We start from the raw sequence: 21968 nt of genomic DNA, 5'->3' as shown, positions 1-21968 counted from the left end.
TTTTTATTTCATTACTTTACGTAATAATTTAATCTTATCTTTAAATGGTGCAAATCTAAGTGGGAATTCTATAAACGTACTTCTCTTTACAACTGACTTTCTATGAGTAAAAGTATCAAAGCTTGCCTTGCCATGATAGCTTCCAATACCACTATTACCTACTCCCCCAAAAGGAAGATTATCAAAAGCTACGTGTATGACAGTATCATTTATTGTAACTCCACCTGAAGTTGTGTTTCTAAGTACATATTCTACATTACTATCACTATTTGAAAAATAATATAAAGCTAATGGTTTTTCTCTATTATTTACAAAATCTAATGCCTCATCTAGTTTCTCAAATTCCATAACAGGAAATATTGGTCCAAATATTTCATCCGTCATAACAGCACTACTTTCAGAAATATCTGTTAAAATAGTTGGCATCATATACTTATCTTCTACCTTGTATTCCCCTCCAAAATATATAGTGCCCTCATTTAAATAATTCTTTAACCTTAAAACATCATCTTCTCGTACTATCCTTGGATAATCTAAGCTTTTTTCAATATCTTCTCCAAATTGATTATTTATTTCACTTACTAATAGTTTTAAGAACTTGTCCTTAATTTCTTTATGCACTAATAAATAGTCTGGTGCAACACAAGTTTGTCCAGCATTTAAAAGTTTTCCCCAAACTATTCTTTTTGCACTTAATTCTAAATTCGCATCTTTATCAACTATGCATGGACTCTTGCCGCCAAGTTCTAGCGTTACTGGTGTTAAATTTTTTGATGCAGCTTCCATAACTATTTTACCAACTTTAACACTTCCTGTGAAAAATATATAATCAAATCGTAATGATAAAAGTTTACTTACAGCTTCCCTTCCACCTGCTGGTTCAACAACTTTTATATAGTTGCTTTGAAAAGCGCCATTTAATATTTCATATAGTAATTGTGAAGTATGCTTTGAATTGTCAGAAGGCTTTAATACAATGCAGTTTCCACCTGCAATAGCTCCAATAAGTGGTGCAATAATAAGTTGGAATGGATAGTTAAATGGTCCTATTATTAAAGCAACTCCATATGGATCTTTATATATGTAAGCTTTACTTTTAAAATATATAATTGAACTGCTAATTCTTTCTCTTTTTGACCATTTTCTTAAATTTTTTATTTGAGAATTTATCTCTTCATATACTATTCCAACTTCTGTTGCATACCCTTCAAAAAATGATTTGTTTAAATCTTTCTTTAAAGCTTCTAATATTCTATCTTCATTTTCTTTTATAGTACTTTTTAATTTTTTTAATTGTTCTATTCTAAAATCTATATCTTTTGTTTTATCAGTTTTAAAATAATCTTTTTGACTCTTTAAAACCTCTTCTAAATAATCCATCCCCCATAATCTCCTTAACTATATTTATTTAAATTTAATCGTATAGAATGTTTCCATCAAATAACTTCATTGATATGTTAAACTCAGGTATTCCTGATACATATGGAGCTATTTCATACTGGCTATAGTATATAACTAAATTATCTCCTCTAACATAAAATTTAACATTCTCATTTATTCCTTTGTATGTTTTACCATCATCAAAGTATTTTTCTTTATCTTTAGCTATTTGAATTTTAATCTCTTTATCTATTACTTCCTTATAATTATATCCCTTTTTAAATAAATCTTTAAGTGCTAATATCTTACCATCTTTTCTTTCTACAACATAAGCTTTTCTTGTTGTAATTCCATGTGCTCCACCAGTGAATTGATAATAATCTGTATAAAAGCTTATTATATCTTCTGATTCTTTTGTAACACTATACTTAGAAAACATTTGATATGGCATGTTACATATATACCCACTTTTTTTATACTCTTCTAATCCATCTTTAACTTCTTTAAGCCAATTATTTGTATAATCCCTTATTTCTTTATTTAAAGTTTCACCTTCCTTTTCGTTAATATTAGGGTAACTTACATCAATCTCTATACATTCATTCTTTTCTCTAATTTTCATTTCTTTTATTAAACTATCGCCATTTTCAATTTGTGCAGCACTTATCCACATGCCTTGTGGATAAGTAAGCACACTAAAAGTTATCCACAATGTAGCCAAGCCCTTTAAAATACTACTTTTCATAAGTTGTCCTCCTACCTTTTCCAACAAATTTTGTTGTAAAATTCACTTTTTTTATAGTATTCCTCAAAAATCATTAAATTATCTACATCACTATCAACAACTTTGTAACAACTTATCCACAGGCGATTGTGGATTATGTTAGTAATATTTTGTATTTTTATAAAAATTTTAAAAACTTTATTAATATTTGTCTGTGATTTTATAATCTTCATTCATATAAATTAAAACAAAAAAGCCTAAAAATATATTTAGCCTTTATTTAATGGCTTATATATTTTTAGGTCTTTCAAATATTTTATTCGTCAATTTCCTTCGTCTTAACAGATTCTTGGATTAAATCATTTAATCCTTTAAGTTCATCTAAAGTTAAATCTCTCCACTTACCTATCTTTAAATTATCTAATTTTATATTCATTATTCTAAGTCTTTTTAGCTTTTTAACTTCATAACCTAAAGCTTCACTCATTCTTCTAATTTGTCTATTCATTCCTTGGGTTAAGATTATTCTAAATGAGTAATCACTTTCCTTCTTAACAAAGCATTCCTTAGTTATAGTTCCAAGTATTCTTACTCCACTTCCCATCTTTTGAATGAATTCATCAGTAATTTTTCTATCTACTGTAACTACATATTCTTTATCATGATTGTTTCCAGCTCTAAGAATTTTATTTACTATATCACCATCATTAGTTAAAATTATAAGCCCCTCTGAATCTTTATCAAGCCTTCCTATAGGAAATATTCTTTTCTTATGATTAACAAAATCAACTATATTTCCTTTAATCTTCTTTTCAGTAGTGCAAGTTATTCCAACTGGCTTATTTAGAGCAATATATACAAGCTCCTCTTCTTTTGATATCCTACGTCCATTAACTTTAACAACTTGACCTTTAGAAACTTTACTACCCATCTCTGCTACAGTTCCATTAATAGTTACCTTACCATCTTCTATTAGTCTGTCTGCTTCTCTTCTTGAACATATACCAGTCTCACTTATATATTTATTAAGACGAATTTCATCACTTCTATCATTATGAACTATTACTTTATTTCTCTCTTCAACAATTTTATTTTTATTGTTATTTTTCTTCCTGTACTTATTGTTATTATTTTTTCTCATTAATATCTTCCTTTTTATCTAATTCTTCGAATTATCGAGTAACTTTTGTTCATTCCCTGCATTGTTTATTATTAATCTTATATTATTTTCATTTACATATTTACCTGTCTCATCTAAAGTTCCGTACTTTATAGGTTCTCCTGTTACAGTTACTAATATAGTACCTTCAGGAAGCATCTCATTATTCTCTGAATATACAAGTATATCTTTTATAGCTGTATCTAATGTAACATTATTAATTTTAATATTATCTAACATCTCTTCACCTTTTGTAGTTGGTGAATATGCATCTACAACTTTACCAAAAGAATTTATCCCAAGCTTAATTTGTGATGTTGTCTTTATGAGTACAGTTCTATCTACAGCCGTATATTTGAAGAAAAATCCTCCAACAACTAAAACAACAATTGCTGTGGCAATTATTATATGTATCTTATATTCTCTAAATCCTTTTTTTGTAGGTCCTGTAATTTCTTCTCCAACTTCAAATTCTTCGCTTACTTTTAATTTCTTAAATTCACCCATGCTAGTTAAAACACATGCAGTATGTTTTAACTTCTTTAAAACTATTCCTTTATCTTCTTTATTATTACCATTATTGAAAGGAACTATATTCTTTTCTTCATCTTCTTTATTTTCTTCTTCCTCTTTTTTATCAATCCTCATATAATCTTGAATAAGTTTATAATTTGGATTTGAAAATATAATTGCATATGTAATTATATAATCACTATACTTCTCAAGGAATACTTTTGATTGCATAGTATGTTTTGAAAGTATACTCATAGGAAGTTTTCTTTTCTCTTGAAAATATTCAATTAACTCTGGTTGTTCAATAATATAGAATGCTATATTTAATATTAAATCACGATCTTTAAAAGTTTGCTCTATAGCAAATAAGTCTTTAATTATAACTTTATATAAATAAAGCTCTTTTGTCATTAAAGATATTTGTTCCCCCCGAACTCTATTTGCCTCTTCACTAACTTCAAATAAGCTAGGCATACTTGAAAATTTATATTTACTTCTATCAAACAGCTCCACCTTTAAAATCCCCCCTTATATTAAAATATCTATTACTAAAATTTTCTTAAATATCCTTCTTCTATTTAATTATACCTAAATCCCTAAATTTTTTAAATCAAATTACAAATTAATAATCATTTATTACATGCTTTTCTAATATATTATATTAAATACTAATAAATTTATGGTGATTATAATGAAATCAAAAGTAATTTATGTAGATTTTAAGTATAAACGTATAAAGGTTAGCAAGCCTTACTTCTTTGCCATAAATTTTTATGATAAAATTAAAGAAGATTTATTAAAGAGGTGAAGGTATATGCGTATTGGATTAGGTTATGATGTGCATCGATTAGTTAAAGATAGAGATTTAATACTTGGAGGGGTTAAAATCCCTCATGATTTAGGGTTACTTGGTCATTCTGATGCTGATGTTCTTGTACATGCAATTATGGATTCATTGCTTGGAGCATCTGCATTAGGTGATATAGGTAAACACTTCCCTGATACAGATCCAAAGTATAAAGGTATTTCTAGTATAAAACTTCTAAAAGAGGTTGGTAACTTACTATATGAAAATAATTTTACAATAGGTAATATTGATGCAACTATAATTGCTGAAAAGCCAAAAATGGCTCCTCATATACAAGAAATGAGAATTAATATTGCAACTGCTCTAAACATAAATATAAACCAAATAAACGTAAAAGCAACAACTGAAGAAGGACTTGGCTTCACTGGTGAAAAGCTAGGAATCTCTTCCCAATCAATATGTTTGCTTAATAATTAAAAGAAAAAAAGTCTAAGAATAGCTAAATAACTACTCTTAGACTTTTCTATTTAATTATATTCTTTTCTTTGTTTCTTCCCCAGTAAATGAATATAGCAATTACTACTGATATACCCATTAAGTATGGATAGAATAAATATCTCATTATTTCAAATGGTGATATAGCTGCAAGTCCTGCTGCTGATATAAGTTGCGCACCATATGGTATTATTCCTTGGAATGCACATGAGAACATATCCATAATTCCTGCAACTCTCTTTGGCTCTAAATCAAATTCATTTGATATATCCTTTGCAATTGGACCAACTGTAACTATTGCAATAGTATTGTTTGCAGTACATACATCAACTAAACTGACTAATGCACCAATTCCAAGTTCTGCCCCTCTTCTTGTCTTAAATCTCTTAAGACCTTTATGAAGTATAAAGTCAATTCCACCATTATGTTTAATTAAAGTAATTGTACCTGCAATTAATAATGATATTATTATAAGCTCACTCATTCCAGATATGCCCTCTGCCATATTTGAAAATAATCCAATTATATCAAAACTTCCTGTTGCTATTCCAATTACACCTGCAAGTACTATTCCTGATGATAATACAAATATAACATTCACTCCTAAAAGTGCTAAGGCTAAAACCCCAATGTATGGAAGTATTTTTACTAAACTATAATCATAACTTCCTAAAGCATATGTATCCGTTCCTGCAGTTATTATTGTAAAAATTATTGCAGTTATTATTGCTGCTGGTAGAACTATTTTAAAATTCATTTTAAATTTATCTCTCATCTCACAGCCTTGTGTCCTTGTTGCAGCTATTGTTGTATCCGATATTATAGATAAATTATCACCAAACATAGCCCCACTTACTACAGCTCCAACTACTATTGCAATTGCAATTCCTGTCTTATCTGATATTCCAACTGCTATTGGTACAAGTGCAACTATTGTCCCCATTGATGTACCAACTGATAATGCTATAAAACATGCTACTACGAATATACCTGAAACAAGTATGTTAGGTGGTAGTACTGAAAGACCTAGATTAACAGTTGAGTCAACGGCACCCATCGATTTTGCAACTTGTGCAAAAGCTCCAGCTAATACAAATATAAGAATCATAAGTATTATATTTGAATCTCCTGCCCCTTTGCAGAAGCGATTTAATTTCTCTTCAAAATTAACCTTTCTATTCATAAGTAAAGCTACAATAGCTGAAATTAAAAATGGTATTATTACTGAAACAGCATAAAAATCATTTGCTATTAAAGATATTCCTACATATACAGTTATAAATACTAATAATGGCAATAATGCCCATGGATTTCCTTTATTTAATTTATTCATTCCCTTTCTCCTCCTAAGTTCTATTGTCATCCCATCAAAAAAAGCTTCTGACAGAAATCAGAAGCTTTATATATACACTATAAACACCACTTATCTATCAGTTTAATACTGCTGGAATTAGCACCACGCTATTAATAATTTGTATAACAATTGAACTACCAAATTTAATGGGTAGCAATTATCGTTAACCTATTTATTAATTAGTAGGTTGCCGGGTTTCATAGGGCCAGTCCCTCCACCACTCTTGATAAGACTTTATTTAATTTTAATTATTTATAATAATAACAGTGTTATTTACATGTGTCAATTACTTTAAAGTAAAATAGACTATTTAAATTTCTAATACAGCATAATATATTTCTCATATAATCATAAAAAAAGAATCTTCCACTTTATATGGAAGATCCCTTTTTCTAAATATAATTACAATGTTTCTGAAAGTTTATTTAAAAGTATATTTCTAAATACATTTGAACATTCTCTGTCTGTACAAACCTTTGTACATAAATCCCTAAAATCATCAACTGAAAGGCCTATACCGCTTTTAAATTCTTCTTCTCTATCTGTTGTTTCAACTGTTTCTGCAACGAATTCACCAAGTTCTTCTGGATTTTTAAATACTTTTAAGTATAAAAACTCTGTATCATCTCCAAGCCAAGCTCTATTAAACTCCTTAGCAAATTTATATATTCCTCTGATGACTTCATCATCAGATTCACCCCATAGTTTATTTAAAGAGTTATATTGTTCTTTCATACATTCTAACTCTTCACTTGTTATTTTACCCTTTACTTTAAATTCATTGATAAGTTCTGTAACAGGTACCGCTGGAATTTTCATTATTAATTGTTTGTTTCCATATACCCAATTATAGAAAACTTTTTGTAAAAATGAATGTTGTAAATATCCAAGCAATGCTCTTTCATTTGGAAAACTTGCATATATATTTTCTATTCCATTTCTATTTGAAAACATTAATGTATGAATGTATACTGATTTTTTAGTTGGTAACTCTCCCATAAAAATGTGTGCTCTTATAGCTTTATGCTCGTTTACATTCTGTGTCCAGTAATCGAATGAATTATAATTATCTCTCATAAATATCACCTTTCCTCATAGATTTTAATATACTATCTATATAGTATATTATACCATTTTTAATTATTTTTTACCCATAATTATCAGAATATTTCGTATTTATTTTATTACTATTTTGTAAATTGATTTTTCTATAATGTTTTTTTATAATTAATTATATTATTTTAAGGGGGTTTATACTTGTATTATTGTGAAATATGCAATAAAAAAGCAGACATTCACCACGTAATTCACAGGAGTGAAGGTGGCTTTGATATCGAATTAAATTACATGTATCTTTGCGAAGAACACCATAGAGGTAAACTTGGACCTCATCACTCTAATAAAACTGATTTAATTTATAAAATTAAACTTCAGAAAAAATTATATAGACTTCTTCCTAAAAGATATTATTCCTTTAAAGAGGTATCTTCTATACTAAATATTTCTTCTAATCTTACTAAAAGATTAACAAAAAATATAAAACTATACAAAGAAGGTTACCGAAAAGACGATATAATTTTATGCCTTATGGGTGGATCTTATTACGAAGAAGAACTCTTAGAAAATTTAGAAATTGAAAAACTTTATGAAAGCATTTATTGACATCTTAAATTTGTATGATTATAATATAAAATAACTTAACAAGATAACACATTGATGAGAAGAGTATGTTAAAACATCATTTTCAGAGAGAAAATATTATAAGCTGTAAGTATTTTCATTTGAGATTAACAGAAAACTACCTCGGAGTGACTTTAATACAGTCCGTCTGTGTCACGTTACGACATATTTAAGTGATCCTTATTTTATAAGGGTAACTAGAGTGGAACCACGGATATTATACTTCGTCTCTATATTTTTAGAGACGGAGTTTTTTTATTTTTAATAATTATTTTTAGTTTAAATATATTTGAGAAAGGAGTTTTTTAAAATGATAAAAGTTACTTTAAAAGACGGTTCAGTAAAAGAATTTGAAAAAGGCGTATCAGTTTTAGACGTAGCAAAAGGAATAAGCGAAGGACTTGCAAGAAATGCACTTTGCGGAATAGTTAATGATGAGGTTGTAGATTTACGTCATACAATAGATGAAGATGTTAACCTTGGTATATGTACATTTGACTCAAAGGAAGGTCAAGATGCTTTAAGACATACTGCATCACACGTATTAGCTTACGCTGTTAAAAGATTATTCCCAAATGTTAAAATTGCTATAGGACCATCAATCGATGGAGGATTCTACTATGATTTTGATACAGAATCAGCTTTCACAGCTGAAGATCTTGTAAAAATCGAAGCAGAAATGAAGAAGATAGTTAAGGAAAACCCTCAAATAGAAAGATTCGAACTTCCAAGAAACGAAGCTTTAGAACTAATGAAGGATGAGCCTTATAAAGTTGAACTTATTAATGACTTAGGAGAAGATGAAATTATTTCATTCTACAAAATGGGAGATTTCACTGACCTTTGTGCAGGACCTCATATAATGTCACTTAAGCCAATGAAAGCTATTAAACTTCTAAGAAGTGCTGGTGCTTACTGGAGAGGTGATGAAAATCACAAGATGCTTTCTAGAATATATGGTACTGCATTCTTAAAAAATAAAGATTTAGAAGAACATTTAGAAGCTTTAGAAGAAGCTAAAAAGAGAGACCATAACAAACTTGGTAGAGAATTAAAATTATTCACTACTGATGAAAATGTAGGTCAAGGTCTTCCACTTCTTATGCCAAAGGGAGCTAAAATCATCCAAACTCTACAAAGATGGGTTGAAGATGAAGAAGAAAAAAGAGGTTACATTTTAACTAAAACTCCTTTAATGGCTAAGAGCGACCTTTACAAAATTTCAGGTCACTGGGATCACTACAAAGATGGAATGTTCGTATTAGGAGATGAAGAAAAGGATGATGAAGTACTTGCTTTAAGACCAATGACTTGTCCTTTCCAATATGCTATATACAATTCAGAACAACATAGTTACAGAGATCTTCCAATGAGATATGCTGAAACTTCTACTCTATTTAGAAAAGAAGCATCAGGTGAAATGCACGGACTTATAAGAGTTAGACAATTCACTTTAGCAGATGGTCACTTAATTGTTACTCCAGAACAATTAGAAGAAGAATTCAAAGGTGTTGTTAGTCTAATATACTATATAATGTCAACTCTAGGAATTGATAAAGATATTTCATTTAGATTCTCAAAATGGGATCCAAAGAATACTAAGAAATATATAAACAAACCTGAAGAGTGGGAAAATACTCAAGCTATAATGAAAACTATATTAGATCACTTAAAGATTGATTACGTTGAAGCTGAAGATGAAGCAGCATTCTACGGACCAAAGCTTGATATCCAATTTAAAAATGTTCACGGTAAAGAAGATACTATCATAACTGTTCAAATAGACTTCGCTCTAGCTGAAAGATTTGATATGACTTACATTGATAAAAATGGAGAAAAGAAACGTCCATATATAATCCACAGATCATCAATTGGATGTTATGAAAGAACACTTGCAATGCTTATAGAAAAATATGCAGGAGCATTCCCAACTTGGCTTGCACCAGTTCAAGCTAAAATCCTTCCATTATCAGATAAATATGCTGATTATGCTGAAAAGTTAGCTAAGGATTTAAGAAATAGCGGTGTAAGAATCGAAGGTGACTACAGAGCAGAAAAACTTGGATATAAAATTAGAGAAGCAAGACTTGAAAGAGTTCCTTACATCTTAGTTGTTGGTGAAAAAGAAATGGCAAACGGCGAAGTATCTGTAAGAAGCAGAAAGAATGATGATGAAGGTTCAATGAACTACGAAGCATTCAAATCAAGATTACTTCTTGAAATCTTAAATAAAGAATTATAGTACTTTAACTGTACAAAAATAGAGAAGTCTAAAAATATTTTTAGACTTCTCTTATTTTTATTCTACTTTTTCTAATGCTCTATCTAAGTCTTCTATTATATCTTTAATATCCTCTATTCCTACTGAAAATCTTATAAGATCTTTACTTACTCCTGAATTTATTTGTTCTTCTTCACTCAATTGGTTATGAGTAGTTGTTGCCGGATGTAATACTGAACTTCTTGCGTCCCCTAAGTGTACAACAAGAGCAACTAATTTTAATTCTTTCATTAAGGTTTTAGCTGATTCAACTCCACCCCTTATTCCAAAAGTTAAAACTCCACTTCCTCCACCATTTAAATATTTTTTAGCTTTTAGAAATTCACTACTACTTTCTAAATAAGGATAGTTAACCCATGATATTTTAGGATGTTTACTAAGCCACTTTGCTATTTCTAGTGCATTTTTTGAATGTCTTTCCATTCTAAGCTCTAAAGTTTCTAATCCTAAATTAGTTAAATATGCATTAAAAGGTGTCTGTATTCCACCTAAATCTCTTATTAATGTTACTCTTAGCTTTGTTATATAAGCGGTATTTTTAAATGTATTTACATAACTTAATCCATGATAACTTGGATCTGGATCTACAAATTCATTGAATTTACCATTATCCCAATTAAAGTTTCCACCATCAACTATTATTCCACCTAAAGCTTGTGCATGTCCATCTGAATACTTTGAAGTTGAATGTATTACAATATTTGCTCCAAGTTTTATCGGGTTACAATATATAGGTGTTGCTACAGTATTATCAACAATAAAAGGTACATCTAATATTTTAGAAATCTTACTAAATTTATCAAAGTCTAATATATTAAGTCCTGGATTTCCTATTGTCTCTCCATATAGAACTTTTGTATTTTCTTTTGCAAATTTTAAAATATCATCTATACTATCTTCTGGGTCAACAAATGTTACTTCAATACCCATTTTCTTTAAATTTATTTTAAATAAATTTACCGTTCCTCCATATAGAGTTGATGCTGAAATTATATGATCTCCAGCTTTACAAATATTTAAAATAGCTGTTAATACCGCAGCTTGACCACTAGAAGTTGCAACTGCAGAAGTTCCCCCTTCAAGTAATGCAAACTTCTCTTCTAATGCTGCTACTGTCGGATTTGATATTCTTGAATAAAGGTGCCCTTCCTTTTCAAGATTAAATAATCCTTCAACATAATCTGGATCATCGTACTTATAAGTAGTACTTTGATAGATTGGAAGTACCCTTGGTTCCCCATTACTCGGCGTATATCCTCCTTGTATGCATATAGTCCCCTTTTTTAATTCTCTTTTCATATTATTAGCCCCCTTTTAATTATTTACTTGTTACTTATCTCAATTAACTTCTCCTCAGTCATTATTGAATCAACTTTTATATCGTGTTCCTCACTTGGAATGGCATTTATTATTTGAAAGTCATAAACTAATGCTATCTTCCTTGCATTTATACTATTATTGTTAAAAAATTTGTCGTAATAGCCTCCACCGTATCCAATTCTATTCCCCTGTTTATCAAATACAACTCCTGGCATTATTACAATTCCTAACTTATCCACATCAAAGTCACTTTTATCCCCAATAGGTTCTAATATTCCATAATTACTTGTGACTAAATTTTCTAAATTATCAATTCTTATAAATACCATATCCTTTTTTATAACTTTTGGTACATATACTTCTTTTCCATCCTCAAGTGCATGCTCTATTAATTTTTTTGTATTTATTTCAGAACCAAATCCTATATAAATAAATATTTGCTTGCACTTTTTATATTCAATAGTATTAATAAATGTTTCTATTATTTTATTATCCATTTTTATCTTGTCTACGTTATTTATTTCATTTCTTCTTTTTATCATTTCTTTTCGAAGTTCATTTTTAATGTTTTTCATATTAAATTCACCACTTTGTTTATTATTTTATAAAAATAAAAGCACTAGAGAATAAATCTCTAGTGCTTAATTCACTATTATAATTCATTCTCTTATTTATCAGTTTAACAAACTGCAGGATTTAGCACCACATATTAAAAAGACATTTTCTTTTTATACAGGTTGCTGGGTTTCATAGGGCCAGTCCCTCCACCACTCTTAATAAGATTGCATATTAAATTATCTTCCTATAACAATTTCTAAATTTTTAACAGTACATTCTTTCTTTTCTGTTACAACGTAACGTTCTAAATATCTATCAAAAATTTTACTTGTTTCTTTTAAATAGAATTCATTTAATCCAACTTCGAATTCTACTTCACATCCTTTAATAGGACAGAAGTAAACAACTTCATCGTCATAATTATCTAACATAAAATTAAGTATTTCATCATTTAAAGTTTCGCTAACAACTAAATATGCAACTTCCATTCCCTTTTTCTTATGAATTAATGAGAATATATTTGCTCCAAATTCGCTGTTACTTTCTCTTAGCTTTACTATATACTTATTTTCATAAAATTTAACTATAGCTTTTTCTTTATTCTCAAATTTATTTTCATCTGTAGTTTCTATCTTATGAGTAACAGATGCATTATATTCCTCAATTAGTCTAACTAATTCATTATACTGTAAGTCTTGTCCATTTAAATCAGTAGTATCTTTTACTATTATAGTTTTTTCCACAATAGTCTCTACTTCATTAATAGCTTCCAATTTTTCTTCACAAACAGTTTCAGTTGCAGCAACAAACTCTTCTGCAAGTTCAATATCTTGTTCTAATACTTCTTCAAAAGTAGTAACATTACTTATATCCTCTGTTTCAAAGTCTTCAATTTTAAGACTTCCCCCTGAAACTTCGTTTGCAAGTTCTTGTACATTAGCCCATATATTATCTATATCTTTATTTTCTAATATATCATCTTCTTTTATTTCAGTAATTGTTATGTCTTCTTCAATAATATCTTTTGCCATATCAATTTCTACTATGTTCTCTTCTGAAAAACTAGCCTCAACAAGCTCAATTTCTTCATCATAATCTAATAAAACTTCGACGTCTTCTTCGTCATCCATTAACCCTTTTAATATATCTTTTTGTAATTCCTCTTCATACATTTCAGTTTCACTCTTAAGTGTTACTACATCACCTTCTATTTTGAACTTTGGTGATTCTGAAATAGCTCTAAGAATTTCTTCTTTATCTATTTTTGGAAACCATGTAAATACAACATTAGTTTTCATCTGCTTCAATCCTATTAACATAAGCTCCAGCTTATTTAACATTTCTTGCATGTTTTGCATACCTTGCACCCCTCATAAATTAATAATATTCCCATAATTATGTTATCCTCATATTATTATTTTATATCAACGTGGTAAAATTTACAATATATTTTAAATTGTTATAAAAAATTCATTTTTTAGGTGTTATTTTTCCATACTTTTCTATTTGATACATTGTTTTTACAACTCCAACTACAAATATTGCCATAATTATTGTTTTTAAAATACCAATATTTATATTTTTAAAAACAAAAGTTATACTAATTAAAGCTAAAATACATAATCCAGTAACTAAAAAATTATTCCCAAATATTTTTGATACCTTTTCCTTGTCATGCTTCTTTGAATTGAATCCGTTTATCATATCACCTGCATTTTGAGTTTTGCTAACAAAACCAATAAAAGTTAAAAATATTCCGATAAATATAAATGCTATTTGCATTTCTAATAATTCACCTTTCATTCTCCCACCCCTTTATACTTATTTTACCATATCATTATCCTATATATTTTTTTATTTACAAAAAAAAGCGCACTCTCACTTTTGTGAGAATACGCTTTATACTCTATCTAATTAATTACCTTGTTTGATAATGCTTCAAGATCTTCAATTATAACTCTAATAACTTCTAATTTAGCTCTTGCAAAATCATTCTCTGGTAACCATTCTAAACCCATATTTAAACACTTTTCAGTTTCTTTATATTCGTTTAATAGTCCTATTACATCTTCCTTCATAAATATCTCTCCTTTTAACTTTTCTTTCTGATACTATAGTCTATTCATAATAATAAACTTACATCACTAATTAATATTTTCCTTATTAATTAATTTTATTCAACAGTTACAGATTTAGCTAAGTTTCTAGGCTTATCTATATCAAATCCTTTAAAGCTTGCAACATAATATGCTAACAGTTGTAATTGTACTGCAGCAAGAATTGGTGCAAACATGTCATTAGCTTCAGGTATAAATATAACTTGATCTAATACACCTTGAGCTTTTTCCTTTGATTCAAAAGTAATACCAAAGTTCTTTGCTCCTCTTGATTTGATTTCAACAATATTACTTATCATTTTATCCATTAAGTTTTTCTGAGTAAGAACTGAAATAACTTTAGTTCCTTTTTCAATTAAAGCGATTGGTCCATGCTTTAATTCTCCTCCAGCGTAAGCTTCTGAATGAATATATGATATTTCTTTTAATTTTAATGATCCTTCAAGTGCTAATGCAAAGTCCATACCTCTTCCTAAGAAGAATATATCACTTTCATTTTTAACATCTTCTGCTATAGCTTTAACACCTTCTTGGTTCTTTAAAACTTCTTCTATTTTTTCTGGAATTAATAATAGTTCTTTCTTTAATTCTTCTATTTCTTCTTTGCTTACTTTTTCAAGTAATTGTGCAAAATACATAGCTATTGTATGCATCATAACAACTTGAGTTGTGTAAGCTTTTGTTGATGCTACTGAAATTTCAGGACCTGCCATTGTGTATATAACATAGTCAGCTTCTCTTGAAATTGTGCTTCCAACAACATTTGTAACTGCTAAAGTTTTTGCACCTATTTTGTTACAATCTCTTAAAACTGCTAAAGTATCAGCTGTTTCTCCTGATTGACTTAATACAACAACAAGTGACTTATCAGTTACTAGTGGATCTCTATATCTAAATTCTGATGCTATATCAACTTCAACAGGTATTCTTGCAAGTTTTTCTATTGAGTACTTACCCATAAGTCCTGCATGATACGCTGTTCCACAAGCTACCATATATATTCTATCAATACCTTGTAGCTCTTCTTTTGATATTTTAAAATCATCAAATACAATATCATGTTCCATAGATACTCTTGAAGTCATAGTATCTCTTATAGCCTTTGGCTGTTCATGAATCTCTTTTAACATAAATGAGTCAAATCCACCCTTTTCAGCTGCATCTTCATTCCATGTTACTTTAAATATTTCTTTATCTATATTATTGCCATTCTCATCAACAAGCTTTACTCCTTCACTTGTCATGATAACAAATTCATCATCTTCTAAAAGATATACATCTCTAGTGTAATTTAATACTGCTGGTATATCTGAAGCTATAAAGTTTTCATCTTCCTTTAATCCAACTATCAATGGACTATCATGTCTTACAGCAATAAGTTTGTCTGGTTCTTTATTAGAAATAACTCCAATTGCAAAACTTCCCTGTAAGTCCTTTGATGCTTTAACTACTGCTTCAAATAAATTTCCTTCGTAATAATACTCAATAAGGTTTGGTATAACCTCAGTATCTGTTTCAGAAACAAAAGTACATCCTTTTTCTTTTAAGAATTCTCTAAGTTCAATATAGTTTTCAATAATACCGTTATGAACAACAGCTATATCTCCTTTTGAACTTAAATGTGGATGTGAATTAACATCTGATGGTTCTCCATGAGTTGCCCATCTAGTATGTCCAATCCCAATTCTTCCATCCATAGATTCTTTCTCTAAGCTTTCTTCTAAATTAACTAAACGTCCTTTTTGTTTTCTAACATTAATAACGTCATCTATGATTACAGCAACACCTGCTGAATCATAACCTCTATACTCAAGCTTTGATAATCCCTCTACTAAAAAATCTGTTGACTTGCCTTTACCAACATATCCTACTATTCCGCACATAAAAATCTTCCTTCCTTTTGCTCGTATATTTTATATTTAATTTTGTCTTCTTCAAGGTTTTCTCCTAGCGTAAATTTAAAAATAGGCATAATAATCCTAGGACTACAAAAACCCTAAATTGAAGGTTTTAACACCAGATTGGATTTGTACTATGAATTGCTCCATAGTTTTGCCAATCGTTAACGGTAGTGCGATACCGTGGGGCACCCGCCGAAAAGTTTCGATAACTCCCAACCTCGTCAACTTAAGTGAGCCTCCAAATCTCTGATTTGGTGTAGGCGAACTTACTCAGAAAGAACGTAGTGATATCTGAGTTTCATTCATCATTACTCCAAATCTCTGATTTGGTGTAGGCGAACTTACTCAGAATGAACTTACTCTTCTAAGTTTTATTACTTTCCTCCAAATTTATAATTTGGATACTTACTTAAGCTCTGGCGCTTTTATCTGTTTAAATCTATTCTTTCTATAGCATTCACTTCCTTTTTATTTCGTACTTTATACCTTATCACCTAATTTTATCATAAATTATAGGTTTGTCTATATTTTTTATAATACAATTGTTAATTTTCTACATTTTATTACATAATATGCTTTTCACTTTATTATTGTTAATTAATTCTATCTTTTTATCTCTAGTCATTTTCTTAATTGCATACTCCCTTTTCATTGCATCTATTTTGCTTTCATATTCCTCAAAATATACTAATTCAAGCGGTCCTCTCCCCCTAGTATATTTAGCACCTCTTCCCTCAGTATGAGCTTTAAATCTTTTCTCTAAATCATTCGTCCACCCAGTATATAAAGATTCATCACTGCATTTTATAATATAAACATAATTCATAGTAATTTTTCCCACCTTACATAAATTCATATAATATATTACCATACAAAACATTTACATTTTGTAATTAATTAATATTTTATTAAATTGACTTTATTTTATGAATTTTAATAAACATAAAGGTTGTTTTTTATATAAAATAGTATTACAATATAAAAACAATTAGTCGTCTAATTAAATTATGAAGGGAGATTTTATTATGAATAATGACGAAGGTTTTTCTTTTCACCGTCTATTAGGTGAAGTTGTTAGATTACACTTTAGTTTAAGTCATTCAAATTTAGAAAAAGAGGGATTATACCCAGGGCAACCCCCTCTATTATTCGCTTTATATAAAGAAGATGGTTTAAGCCAAAAAGACATCGCAAAGAAACTTAATTTAAAACCTGCCACTATTACTGTAATGATAAAAAGATTAGAAAAATCGGGTTTTATAAAAAAGGTTTGTGATGAAAATGATCAAAGAGTATCTAGAATTCACCTAACAGATCAAGGAAGAAATTCCTGCGAAGCTCTAAGGGCAATTGTTAATTCTATAGATAATGTTTGCCTACATGATTTTACTTTAGAGGAAATAAATACTTTGAGAGATTTGCTTAATAAAGTAAAAACTAATCTTGAAGATCACAAAAAAGAAATTAAGGAGTGATACTTATATGCTAAAGCTTTTTAAGCATTTAAAGCCATATACGAAGCAACTAACATTTGTAATATTACTGTTATTTGTTCAAACAATGGCGCAATTATATCTACCAACATTGCTATCTGAAATAGTAGATACAGGAATAATAAATGGTGATGTTAATTATATTCTTAAAATTGGTGGAGTTATGATCTTCGTTGCCTTAATTGGTGGTATTGCAACTATATTTGCAAGCTTTATATCATCAAAAATCGCAATGGGATTTGGTAAAGATGTAAGAAGAAAGATATTCACTAAAGCAGAGTCATTCTCTTTAGGAGAAATAGATAAAGTCGGAACTGCATCTCTTATTACAAGAACTACAAATGACGTAAACCAAGTACAACAAGTTCTTATAATGATTCTTAGAATGATGGTAACTGCCCCACTTACTTGTGTAGGTGGTATTATAATGGCCATCTCAGTTGATAAGGACTTATCTTTAATATTACTAGTTTCAATGCCACTTGTTCTTATTGCTATAGGTCTTATTGGTAAAAAAGGTATGCCAAGATTTAAAGCTATGCAAGTTAAACTTGATAGAATAAATAAAATCCTAAGAGAAAATCTAACTGGTATTAGAGTTATTCGTGCATTTAACAAGCAAAACTTTGAAGAAAAAAGATTCAAAGAAGCAAATGATGACTTCACTGATAATGCAATAAAAGTAAATAAAATAATTGCATTATTAATGCCTTTATTAATGGTTATTTTAAACTTAACTTCAGTTGCAATTCTTTGGTTTGGTGCTAAGAGAATTGATATGAATGCTATGGAAGTTGGTAACCTTATGGCATTCTTACAATATGTAATGCAAATAATGTTCTCACTTATAATGGTAAGTATGTTATTTATAATGATTCCAAGAGCTTCTGCTTCAGCTGAAAGAATTAATGAAGTTTTAGCTATTGAACCTGAAATAGTTGATGAAAAATCTACTACAGATAAGTTCACTAAGAAAGGTTATGTTAAATTTAATGATGTTTCATTCTTCTACCCTGGTGCTGAACATGGCGCTATAAATAATCTTTCTTTTGAAACAATTCCTGGAGAAACTACTGCAATAATTGGTGGTACAGGTTCAGGTAAATCAACTATATTAAATCTTTTAGAAAGATTTTATGATGTTTCTAAAGGTGAGATTTTAATTGATGAAGTAAATATAAAAGATATGTCTCAAGATGTCTTAAGATCAAAAATAGGTTTTGTTCCTCAAAAAGCTGTGCTTTTCGCTGGTACAATTGCTGAAAACTTAAGATATGGAAAAGAAGATGCAACTGATGAAGAATTAGTTCACGCTGCTAAAATAGCTCAATCATATGATTTCATTTCCGAAAAAGAAAATGGATTTGATTCAAATGTTGAACAAGGTGGTAAAAACTTCTCAGGTGGTCAAAAGCAACGTTTAGCTATAGCTCGTGCATTAATCAGAAATCCTGAAGTTTATGTATTTGATGATAGTTTCTCAGCTTTAGACTTTAAAACAGATTCAAAACTTAGAGCCGCTCTTAAAAGTGAAACTAGAGAATCAGCTGTAATTATAGTTGCTCAAAGAGTAAGCACAATTATGGACGCTGATAGAATAATTGTTTTAGATGACGGTAACGTTGTTGGAATGGGAACTCATAGTGAACTTCTTAAAAACTGTGCAATTTATAAAGAAATTGCCTCATCACAACTTTCAGAGGAGGAACTTTCAAATGAGCATGGAAAATAATAAAAAAAGTGCAGCTCCAATGGGTGGTAACAAAGGTGGCCACGGCGTTGTAGCCGCAGGAGAAAAAGCTAAAAACTTTAAAGGGTCTGCAAAAAGACTTCTAAAATACTTAAAACCAAGTTCCGCTAAACTTATTGCAGTTATATTTATGGCTATAATAAGTACTGCTTTCACAGTATTCAGTCCTAAATTACTTGGTGATACTATTAACGTAATACTTGAAGGTATGATTGCTAAATTTAAAGGCATACCTGGCGCTTCAATCGATTTTACTCAACTTAGTAAGTATATGTTCTTACTTCTAGGTTTCTATATATTAAGTGCTATATTTATGTATTTACAACAATATATTATGGCAGGTGTTGCTCAAAACACAGTTAAAGATATGAGACGTGATGTTGACGAGAAGTTAAATAGACTTCCTATTAAATACTTTGATGCTCACTCAAAGGGTGATATATTAAGTAGAGTTACAAATGACGTAGATAATATAAGTAGTACTCTTCAACAAAGTTTAACTCAACTTATATCTGCAGTCATTACTATAATTGGTATTACTATAATGATGCTTACAATAAGTCCACTTTTAACTTTAATTTGTGTTATTACTCTTCCAGTTTGTATTATTGCAACTAGACCTATTATTGGTAAGTCACAAAAGTTCTTCTTCAACCAACAAAAACAACTTGGTCAATTAAATGGTCACGTTGAAGAAGTTTATACTGGTCACACAGTTATAAAAGCTTTTGGACATGAAAAGAAAGCCATTAAAGAGTTTGATGAAATTAATGAAACATTATATGAGTCAGCTTGGAAAGCTCAATTTATGTCAGGGCTTATAATGCCTCTAATGCAATTTATAAACAACATCGGATATGTTATTATCGCAGTTGTCGGTGGTATATTAGTTACTAAAAACAAGCTTAGTGTTGGTTATATCCAATCATTTATCCAATACTCAAGACAATTTACTCAAATGGTTAACCAAACAGCTAATATTGCTAACATTCTTCAATCAACTATGGCTTCTGCTGAAAGAGTATTTGAAGTTTTAGATGAAGAAGAAGTTGTTCCAGATCCTGCAAATCCTATAACATTAGATTCTGCTGAAGGAACTGTTAAGTTTAACAATGTAAAATTTGGTTACAACGAAGATCAATTATTAATGAAAGATATGAATGTTACTGCTAAAACAGGTCAAACAGTTGCTATTGTTGGTCCAACTGGTGCTGGTAAAACAACTCTTATTAATCTTATGATGAGATTCTACGAATTAAATGGTGGAGATATCACATTTGATGGTGTTGATATTACTAAATTCTCTCGTGGATATTTAAGAAGTATGTTCGGCATGGTTCTTCAAGATACTTGGTTATTTAATGGTAGTATTAAAGATAATATAGCTTACGGAAAAGAGAATGCTACTTTTGAAGAAGTTGTAAATGCAGCTAAGGCAGCTCATGCTGACCACTTCATAAGAACATTACCTGATGGCTATGATACTATATTAAATGAAGAAGCTTCAAATATTTCTCAAGGACAAAAGCAACTTTTAACAATTGCTAGAGCAATACTTGCTAATCCAAGAGTATTAATACTTGATGAAGCTACAAGCTCTGTTGATACAAGAACAGAAAGTTATATACAAAATGCTATGACAAGACTTATGGAAGGTAGAACAAACTTCGTAATCGCTCATAGATTATCAACAATAAAAGATGCTGATTTAATACTAGTTATGAATCATGGTGATGTTATTGAACAAGGTACTCATAATGAACTACTTGAAAAAGATGGATTCTATGCAGACCTTTATAATAGCCAATTTGCTCATGAGGAAGCTACAGCATAATATTTAGTTAAGTTAAAGAGGATTCATAAGTGAATCCTCTTTTTATTTCCATTTATAAAATTTACTTTTAAAGTTTAACAATTGTAAAGTAAGCTAAATTTTCAGCTACTAGCCTTGGATCTGCTGCAATTAATTTATTGCATTGAACAGATATTACATCATTTGGTAATAGTGCAATTATTCTATCAAAATTAATAGTTACAGCCTCTAGTGGAGATGAGCCTACTGTTGTTAGAGTATATCCATCACCAACTGGTAACAATCCATTTATCAACACTTTACTTTGAATAGATGTTCCTAAAGCTATGGATGCAAATCTTATACTAAATGTTATTCTATAATTGCCTCCATTTGCTACTTTAACTTCATAAATACTTGGATTAGTTATTCCACTTGTTGTATTTATAACATCCCCAAATAAATTATATCTGTAATCTGAAGGAGCGGCTACTAATGATGTGCTAACTTTTCTTAAGGTTGTATAAGAACCAAAAACAGCATCTGGGGTTGGTCCTGTCGGTCCTATTGGCCCTCTATCTCCTGTTGCTCCTTGTGCCCCAGTTGGTCCTATTAACCCTTGAGCTCCTGTAGGCCCTATTGG

Annotated in this window: 20 protein-coding genes, 2 riboswitches and 1 other annotated feature; of the genes, 6 read left to right on the top strand and 14 right to left on the bottom strand. The window is 29.5% G+C overall.

The annotated features are described in order from the left end of the window. Nucleotides 1-3 precede the first annotated feature (3 nt). The 4 genes from RSF37_RS11120 to RSF37_RS11105 all read right to left on the bottom strand — a co-directional run bounded on the left by RSF37_RS11120 (nt 4) and on the right by RSF37_RS11105 (nt 4289). Nucleotides 4-1380, bottom strand: a complete 1377-nt coding sequence (locus RSF37_RS11120) for an aldehyde dehydrogenase (protein WP_332564470.1) — start codon at nt 1378-1380, stop codon at nt 4-6. A 34-nt stretch (nt 1381-1414) separates the two neighbouring features. Then, nucleotides 1415-2125, bottom strand: coding sequence for a DUF3298 and DUF4163 domain-containing protein (locus RSF37_RS11115; protein WP_332564469.1), 711 nt, complete (start codon nt 2123-2125; stop codon nt 1415-1417). 295 nt (nt 2126-2420) lie between these two features. After that, the gene (gene rluF / locus RSF37_RS11110; protein ID WP_332564468.1) at nt 2421-3245 is read right to left on the bottom strand and encodes a 23S rRNA pseudouridine(2604) synthase RluF; all 825 of its coding nucleotides are present in this window, start codon (nt 3243-3245) and stop codon (nt 2421-2423) included. 18 nt (nt 3246-3263) lie between these two features. After that, nucleotides 3264-4289 (bottom strand): anti-sigma factor domain-containing protein, encoded by a 1026-nt coding sequence (locus RSF37_RS11105; RefSeq protein WP_332564467.1) that lies wholly within the window; start codon nt 4287-4289, stop codon nt 3264-3266. Nucleotides 4290-4590: 301 nt separating this feature from the next. Between RSF37_RS11105 and ispF the strand changes: the two genes are divergently transcribed. Beyond that, a complete protein-coding gene (gene ispF, locus RSF37_RS11100; RefSeq protein ID WP_332564466.1) occupies nt 4591-5061 on the top strand; it encodes a 2-C-methyl-D-erythritol 2,4-cyclodiphosphate synthase in 471 nt (156 codons plus the stop codon). A 46-nt stretch (nt 5062-5107) separates the two neighbouring features. Here ispF and RSF37_RS11095 read toward each other — a convergent pair whose 3' ends face one another. Beyond that, complete coding sequence (locus RSF37_RS11095) at nt 5108-6412, bottom strand: Na+/H+ antiporter NhaC family protein (protein ID WP_332564465.1); 1305 nt, start codon at nt 6410-6412, stop codon at nt 5108-5110. Between the two features lie 87 nt (nt 6413-6499). After that, nucleotides 6500-6666, bottom strand: a riboswitch (SAM riboswitch). A 169-nt stretch (nt 6667-6835) separates the two neighbouring features. Continuing rightward, entirely contained in the window at nt 6836-7510 is a 675-nt protein-coding gene (locus RSF37_RS11090; protein ID WP_332564464.1) for a hypothetical protein, read from the bottom strand. 180 nt (nt 7511-7690) lie between these two features. Between RSF37_RS11090 and RSF37_RS11085 the strand changes: the two genes are divergently transcribed. Then, entirely contained in the window at nt 7691-8095 is a 405-nt protein-coding gene (locus RSF37_RS11085; protein ID WP_332564463.1) for an HNH endonuclease, read from the top strand. Between the two features lie 42 nt (nt 8096-8137). Next, nucleotides 8138-8348, top strand: a binding site (T-box leader). A gap of 75 nt (nt 8349-8423) precedes the next feature. Further along, nucleotides 8424-10355 (top strand): threonine--tRNA ligase, encoded by a 1932-nt coding sequence (gene thrS / locus RSF37_RS11080; RefSeq protein WP_332564462.1) that lies wholly within the window; start codon nt 8424-8426, stop codon nt 10353-10355. 57 nt (nt 10356-10412) lie between these two features. Here the strand turns inward: thrS and RSF37_RS11075 are convergent, their stop codons facing one another. The 7 genes from RSF37_RS11075 to RSF37_RS11045 form a co-directional block, all read right to left on the bottom strand. Beyond that, nucleotides 10413-11693: an O-acetylhomoserine aminocarboxypropyltransferase/cysteine synthase family protein gene (locus RSF37_RS11075; protein ID WP_332564461.1), complete on the bottom strand. Its 1281-nt coding sequence runs from the start codon at nt 11691-11693 to the stop codon at nt 10413-10415. Nucleotides 11694-11716: 23 nt separating this feature from the next. Then, entirely contained in the window at nt 11717-12289 is a 573-nt protein-coding gene (locus tag RSF37_RS11070; protein ID WP_332564460.1) for a 5-formyltetrahydrofolate cyclo-ligase, read from the bottom strand. 89 nt (nt 12290-12378) lie between these two features. Beyond that, nucleotides 12379-12497, bottom strand: a riboswitch (SAM riboswitch). Nucleotides 12498-12508: 11 nt separating this feature from the next. Beyond that, on the bottom strand, nt 12509-13630 hold the full coding sequence (locus RSF37_RS11065) for a hypothetical protein (protein WP_332564459.1): 1122 nt from the start codon (nt 13628-13630) through the stop codon (nt 12509-12511). 112 nt (nt 13631-13742) lie between these two features. Then, complete coding sequence (locus RSF37_RS11060) at nt 13743-14075, bottom strand: DUF3784 domain-containing protein (RefSeq protein WP_332564458.1); 333 nt, start codon at nt 14073-14075, stop codon at nt 13743-13745. Nucleotides 14076-14182: 107 nt separating this feature from the next. After that, a complete protein-coding gene (locus RSF37_RS11055; protein ID WP_332564457.1) occupies nt 14183-14350 on the bottom strand; it encodes a hypothetical protein in 168 nt (55 codons plus the stop codon). A 95-nt stretch (nt 14351-14445) separates the two neighbouring features. Then, the gene (glmS, locus tag RSF37_RS11050; protein WP_332564456.1) at nt 14446-16272 is read right to left on the bottom strand and encodes a glutamine--fructose-6-phosphate transaminase (isomerizing); all 1827 of its coding nucleotides are present in this window, start codon (nt 16270-16272) and stop codon (nt 14446-14448) included. A 571-nt stretch (nt 16273-16843) separates the two neighbouring features. Then, the gene (locus RSF37_RS11045) at nt 16844-17116 is read right to left on the bottom strand and encodes a GIY-YIG nuclease family protein (protein WP_332564455.1); all 273 of its coding nucleotides are present in this window, start codon (nt 17114-17116) and stop codon (nt 16844-16846) included. A gap of 199 nt (nt 17117-17315) precedes the next feature. Here RSF37_RS11045 and RSF37_RS11040 point away from each other — a divergent pair, with 199 nt between their 5' ends. From RSF37_RS11040 to RSF37_RS11030, 3 genes are read left to right on the top strand one after another with little or no spacing between them, the layout of a single operon-like run. Next, nucleotides 17316-17765: a MarR family winged helix-turn-helix transcriptional regulator gene (locus RSF37_RS11040; RefSeq protein WP_332564454.1), complete on the top strand. Its 450-nt coding sequence runs from the start codon at nt 17316-17318 to the stop codon at nt 17763-17765. A 7-nt stretch (nt 17766-17772) separates the two neighbouring features. After that, nucleotides 17773-19515 carry an ABC transporter ATP-binding protein gene (locus RSF37_RS11035; RefSeq protein ID WP_332564453.1) on the top strand — a complete coding sequence of 581 codons (1743 nt, stop codon included), beginning with the start codon at nt 17773-17775 and terminating at the stop codon, nt 19513-19515. Continuing rightward, nucleotides 19499-21367 carry an ABC transporter ATP-binding protein gene (locus tag RSF37_RS11030; RefSeq protein ID WP_442878720.1) on the top strand — a complete coding sequence of 623 codons (1869 nt, stop codon included), beginning with the start codon at nt 19499-19501 and terminating at the stop codon, nt 21365-21367. Before RSF37_RS11035 ends, RSF37_RS11030 begins: the two co-directional genes overlap by 17 nt. Before the next feature lie 67 nt (nt 21368-21434). Here RSF37_RS11030 and RSF37_RS11025 read toward each other — a convergent pair. Further along, the coding region (locus RSF37_RS11025) for a collagen-like triple helix repeat-containing protein (protein ID WP_332564452.1) at nt 21435-21968 on the bottom strand (534 nt) is incomplete at its 5' end.

The sequence above is a fragment of the Clostridium sp. genome, from assembly GCF_036643715.1.
GTDB lineage: Bacteria > Bacillota > Clostridia > Clostridiales > Clostridiaceae > Clostridium.
Note: the sequence above shows the minus strand (reverse complement) of the source record. Positions and strands in the feature narration are given on the sequence as shown.

Excerpts from the sequence above, each read along its gene's own strand:
- RSF37_RS11120 (WP_332564470.1), bottom strand. The coding sequence starts at position 1,380 with ATGGATTATTTAGAAGAGGTTTTAAAGAGTCAAAAAGATTATTTTAAA.
- RSF37_RS11115 (WP_332564469.1), bottom strand. The coding sequence starts at position 2,125 with ATGAAAAGTAGTATTTTAAAGGGCTTGGCTACATTGTGGATAACTTTT.
- rluF (WP_332564468.1), bottom strand. The coding sequence starts at position 3,245 with ATGAGAAAAAATAATAACAATAAGTACAGGAAGAAAAATAACAATAAA.
- ispF (WP_332564466.1), top strand. The coding sequence starts at position 4,591 with ATGCGTATTGGATTAGGTTATGATGTGCATCGATTAGTTAAAGATAGA.
- RSF37_RS11095 (WP_332564465.1), bottom strand. The coding sequence starts at position 6,412 with ATGAATAAATTAAATAAAGGAAATCCATGGGCATTATTGCCATTATTA.
- RSF37_RS11090 (WP_332564464.1), bottom strand. The coding sequence starts at position 7,510 with ATGAGAGATAATTATAATTCATTCGATTACTGGACACAGAATGTAAAC.
- thrS (WP_332564462.1), top strand. The coding sequence starts at position 8,424 with ATGATAAAAGTTACTTTAAAAGACGGTTCAGTAAAAGAATTTGAAAAA.
- RSF37_RS11075 (WP_332564461.1), bottom strand. The coding sequence starts at position 11,693 with ATGAAAAGAGAATTAAAAAAGGGGACTATATGCATACAAGGAGGATAT.
- RSF37_RS11070 (WP_332564460.1), bottom strand. The coding sequence starts at position 12,289 with ATGAAAAACATTAAAAATGAACTTCGAAAAGAAATGATAAAAAGAAGA.
- RSF37_RS11065 (WP_332564459.1), bottom strand. The coding sequence starts at position 13,630 with ATGCAAAACATGCAAGAAATGTTAAATAAGCTGGAGCTTATGTTAATA.
- RSF37_RS11060 (WP_332564458.1), bottom strand. The coding sequence starts at position 14,075 with ATGAAAGGTGAATTATTAGAAATGCAAATAGCATTTATATTTATCGGA.
- RSF37_RS11055 (WP_332564457.1), bottom strand. The coding sequence starts at position 14,350 with ATGAAGGAAGATGTAATAGGACTATTAAACGAATATAAAGAAACTGAA.
- glmS (WP_332564456.1), bottom strand. The coding sequence starts at position 16,272 with ATGTGCGGAATAGTAGGATATGTTGGTAAAGGCAAGTCAACAGATTTT.
- RSF37_RS11045 (WP_332564455.1), bottom strand. The coding sequence starts at position 17,116 with ATGAATTATGTTTATATTATAAAATGCAGTGATGAATCTTTATATACT.
- RSF37_RS11040 (WP_332564454.1), top strand. The coding sequence starts at position 17,316 with ATGAATAATGACGAAGGTTTTTCTTTTCACCGTCTATTAGGTGAAGTT.
- RSF37_RS11035 (WP_332564453.1), top strand. The coding sequence starts at position 17,773 with ATGCTAAAGCTTTTTAAGCATTTAAAGCCATATACGAAGCAACTAACA.
- RSF37_RS11030 (WP_442878720.1), top strand. The coding sequence starts at position 19,499 with ATGAGCATGGAAAATAATAAAAAAAGTGCAGCTCCAATGGGTGGTAAC.